General features: G+C 72.6%; 4 protein-coding genes and 1 pseudogene. 3 read left to right on the plus strand and 2 right to left on the minus strand.

Annotated elements, in window-relative coordinates:
* Nucleotides 1-219, minus strand: a pseudogene (locus tag H9640_RS18990) (hypothetical protein); the annotation flags it as partial.
* Between the two features lie 218 nt (nucleotides 220-437).
* Between H9640_RS18990 and H9640_RS18995 the strand changes: the two are divergent.
* Both H9640_RS18995 and H9640_RS19000 read left to right on the plus strand, forming a co-directional pair.
* A complete protein-coding gene (locus H9640_RS18995) occupies nucleotides 438-1,226 on the plus strand; it encodes a winged helix-turn-helix transcriptional regulator (protein ID WP_307824228.1) in 789 nt (262 codons plus the stop codon).
* Nucleotides 1,223-2,155, plus strand: coding sequence for an alpha/beta fold hydrolase (locus H9640_RS19000; RefSeq protein ID WP_318243652.1), 933 nt, complete (start codon nucleotides 1,223-1,225; stop codon nucleotides 2,153-2,155). The genes H9640_RS18995 and H9640_RS19000 overlap by 4 nt, the downstream gene beginning before the upstream one ends.
* A gap of 30 nt (nucleotides 2,156-2,185) precedes the next feature.
* On the opposite strand, the gene nth is transcribed toward H9640_RS19000, so the two are convergent.
* Complete coding sequence (gene nth, locus H9640_RS05035) at nucleotides 2,186-2,917, minus strand: endonuclease III (RefSeq protein ID WP_307824229.1); 732 nt, start codon at nucleotides 2,915-2,917, stop codon at nucleotides 2,186-2,188.
* 195 nt (nucleotides 2,918-3,112) lie between these two features.
* Between nth and H9640_RS05040 the strand changes: the two genes are divergently transcribed.
* On the plus strand, nucleotides 3,113-3,847 hold a 735-nt coding region (locus H9640_RS05040; RefSeq protein WP_191789761.1), incomplete at its 3' end, for a Crp/Fnr family transcriptional regulator.

Here is a 3,847-nt window from a genome sequence, read left to right on the forward strand (position 1 = left end):
GGTCGCGGCCACGGCCGCGCCCGCACCGACCCCGGTGAGGCCGATCACGAGTCCGGAGCCACCCGGGGCCGGCTGGCCCAGCAGCGCCGGCCACCCGACCGCGACCAGGACGGCGAGCGCGGCGGCGGCGACCGTCAGGGGAAGGAGGCCGAAGAACGCGGCCGCGGCGACCACCACGGCCACCACCGACGTGGCGACGGCGCGGGAGGAGAGACCCACTAGGCACACTCCCCCGACGACACGGACGACATGAGGACGGGGACGGCACCGGGTCCGGAGAGGCTGAGCACGAACATGAGTCTCCCAGATGACGCCGCACGCGAACACGAAACAAGGTTGTAACAGCGCAAAGGCCTTGGTCACCCCGTCGACCCCTGTTCCACGCGCTACGGTAATGATTCCGGCCTCCTCGGGGGTCACTGGGAGGAGGTGCGTCGGTGGCAGAGCTGTTGATCCTGACACCGGCGACAGGTGGGTCCGTCGAGATCCTGCCTGCGCTGGGACTGCTGTCGCACCGTCTGCGGGTGCTGCCCATGGAGCCGTCGGCCCTGGTCGACGCGCCCGACTCGGACGTCGTGCTGCTCGACGCGCGCCGCGACCTCGCGGCCGCCCGCACGACCTGCCGCCTGCTCCACGCGACAGGTCTGACGGTCCCGCTCGTGCTCGTCCTGACCGAGGGCGGGCTGACCGTCGTCACCGCCGAGTGGGGGGCGGACGACCTGCTCCTGGAGCATGCGAGCCCTGCCGAGGTCGAGGCCCGGTTGCGCCTCGTGATCGAACGCTCGTCGCACGGTCGCGCCGACGACGCCCCGCAGGAGATCTCGGCGGGCGAGCTCGCGATCGACGCGGGCGGGTACACGGCCCGCCTGCGTGGCCGCCCGCTCGACCTGACGTACAAGGAGTTCGAGCTCCTCAAGTACCTGGTGCAGCACCCGGGCCGTGTCTTCACGCGGGCACAGCTCCTGCAGGAGGTCTGGGGCTACGACTACTACGGGGGCACCCGCACGGTCGACGTCCACGTGCGGCGCCTGCGTGCCAAGCTGGGCCCCGAGCACGAGCAGCTCATCGGGACCGTGCGCAACGTCGGCTACCGGTTCGACCCGCCCAAGGACCGGCGGGCCGCAGCCCCCACGGACGACGGCACGGGCCAGAGCGCGCACGACGCGCCGGGGACCGAGGCGACCGAGCCCACGGCCTCGAGCGAGCAGGTAGGTTCGTCCGGGTGACGACCGACTCGAGCGACTTCTCCGCAGCCCTCGTCGACGGCCCCTGGCGGCACGAGTTCGTGCCCGCCAACGGCGCCCGCTTCCACCTCGCCCTGGCGGGCCCCGAGTCGCGCGGGGGTGGTTCGAGCGCACCGCTCGTGCTCCTGCTGCACTCGTTCCCGCAGTTCTGGTGGGCCTGGCGGTACCAGCTCGAGGCGCTCGCCGAGGCGGGCTACCGCGTCGCCGCGATGGACCTCCGGGGCACCGGCGCGTCCGACAAGCCACCGATCGGCTACGACGCCCCGACCCGCACGCGCGACGTCGCGGGCGTGGTCCGGTCGCTGGGCGCCGACCGCGCCGTCGTCGTCGGGCACGGGACCGGCGGCGCGCTCGCCTGGGCCATGGCCGCGCTCCAGCCCGCCGTGACCGCGGGCGTCGCGGCGTTCGCCGCGCCCCACCCGTCGCACGTCCACACCTCGGGGCGCAGGCTCCTCACGCCGCTCGCGCAGCGCCACCTCGCGTTCGCCCAGCTCCCGACGTTCCCCGAGCGGGCCCTGACGCAGGACGACCTGGTCGGTCGGGTCCTCGCCGACGGGGCGGCGACGCCGTTCGCCCCCGAGGTCGTGGACACCTACCGCACGGTCATGCGCATCCCGTTCGCGGCGCACTCCGCGATGGAGGCCATCCGCTGGTCCGTGCGCTCGGCGCCCCGGCCCGACGGCCGGCGCTTCCGCAGCGCGCTGCGCCGCCCGATCACCGTCCCGACCCTCCAGGTCCACGGCGGGTCCGACGGATTCCTGCGCCGCGACCTCACCGACGCGGACGCGGCAGCGGTCTCCCGCGCGTTGCGGTTCGAGGTCCTCGACGGGGTGGGGCACTTCCTCCCGGAGGAGGCGCCCGACGACGTCACGCGCCTCCTGCTGGAGTGGTTGCCCACCACGAAGGGCTGAGCGGGCCTCCGGCCTCCCGCGCTCCGCGCGTCAGTCCGTCTTGACCATGCCCGCAGCGACCGCCGGGTCTGTCTCGCCGACCCCGAACGACGGGCACAGGTGCGCGATGGTGCACGCCCCGCACGCAGGCTTGCGCGCGAAGCAGACCCTGCGGCCGTGGAAGATCAGCCGGTGCGAGAGCATGGTCCACTCGCGCTTCTCGATGAGCTCCCCGACCTCCGTCTCGACCTTGACCGGATCCTCCTCGGCGGTCCACCCGAGGCGGCGCACGAGGCGCCCGAAGTGGGTGTCGACCGTCAGGCCGGGGACGCCGAACGCGTTGCCCAGGACGACGTTCGCGGTCTTGCGACCGACCCCGGGCAGCGTCACCAGGTCGTCGAGCTTCCGGGGGACCTGTCCGTCGTAGCGCTCGACGAGGGCCTGCCCGATCCCGATCACCGACTGCGCCTTGGCCCGGAAGAAACCGGTGGGACGCAGGATGTCCTCGAGGTCCTCGCGGTCCGCGGCCGCGTAGGCCGCCGCGTCCGGGTACCGGGCGAAGAGCTCCGGAGTGGTGAGGTTGACGCGCTTGTCCGTGGTCTGCGCCGACAGGACCGTCGCGATCAGCAGCTCGAGCGGCGTGGTGAAGTCCAGCTCGCAGTGCGCGTCCGGATAGGTCAGCGCCAGCTCACGGTTGGTGCGCCGTGCACGCCGCACCAGGGCGAGCCGTGACTCGACGTGCGGGGCTGGTGCAGGACTCGAGGTACCGCCCGAAGTGGTCACGTCCGGCAGCCTACTCGGCCCCGCCCACACGCCTCTCCCCCGCGATCCGTGCGGGCCCCCGCGGGGCGGTGGCGACCCGAGTTGCGCACATGAGGCAGACTTGTGGGAGGAATCACGAGTACCGGTTCGCTCGAACTCCGCCGATGCAGACGGGCTCATGCCGGGAAAGTCCGCTCAACACTCGAAGGACATCGCGTGGACGACGACGTAGTGCTCTCGGCCCCCCTCTTCGCCACCATGGACCGCGAAGAGACCCGGACGCTGTTCGACTCGATGCAGCAGATCGAGCTCACCCGTGGAGACGTGCTCTTCCGCGAGGGTGAGCCCGGTGACCGGCTGTACGTGATCGCACAGGGCAAGATCAAGCTCGGCCGCCGCTCGAACGACGGCCGCGAGAACCTCCTGTCCATCCTCGGACCGGGCGAGATGTTCGGCGAGCTCTCGCTCTTCGACCCGGGGCCCCGCACGGCCACCGCCAGCTCGGTGTCGGACGCCCTGCTCTACGAGCTGCGGCACGAGCAGCTCATCGAGTGGATCGAGAAGCACCCCAGCGTCGCGAAGCACCTGCTCAACGCGTTGGCGCGCCGCCTGCGCCGCACCAACGAGACGCTCGCGGACCTCGTGTTCTCCGACGTCCCCGGCCGTGTCGCCAAGGCGCTCCTCGACCTGTCGACCCGCTTCGGGGAGGAGACGGACGAGGGTGTGCGCGTCGCGCACGACCTCACGCAGGAGGAGCTCGCCCAGCTCGTCGGCGCCTCGCGCGAGACGGTCAACAAGGCCCTCGCCGACTTCGCCACCCGCGGGTGGGTCCGCCGCGAGGGACGCGCCGTCGTCCTGCTCGACGTGGACCGGCTCGAGCGAGGCGCCGACGAGCTGGGCGAGCTCCTCCTGCGTGAGGTCGTGCGCGACGCGCACACCCTCGTCCGTCTC

The sequence above is a fragment of the Oerskovia gallyi genome, assembly GCF_014836745.1.
GTDB classification, from domain to species: domain Bacteria; phylum Actinomycetota; class Actinomycetes; order Actinomycetales; family Cellulomonadaceae; genus Oerskovia; species Oerskovia paurometabola.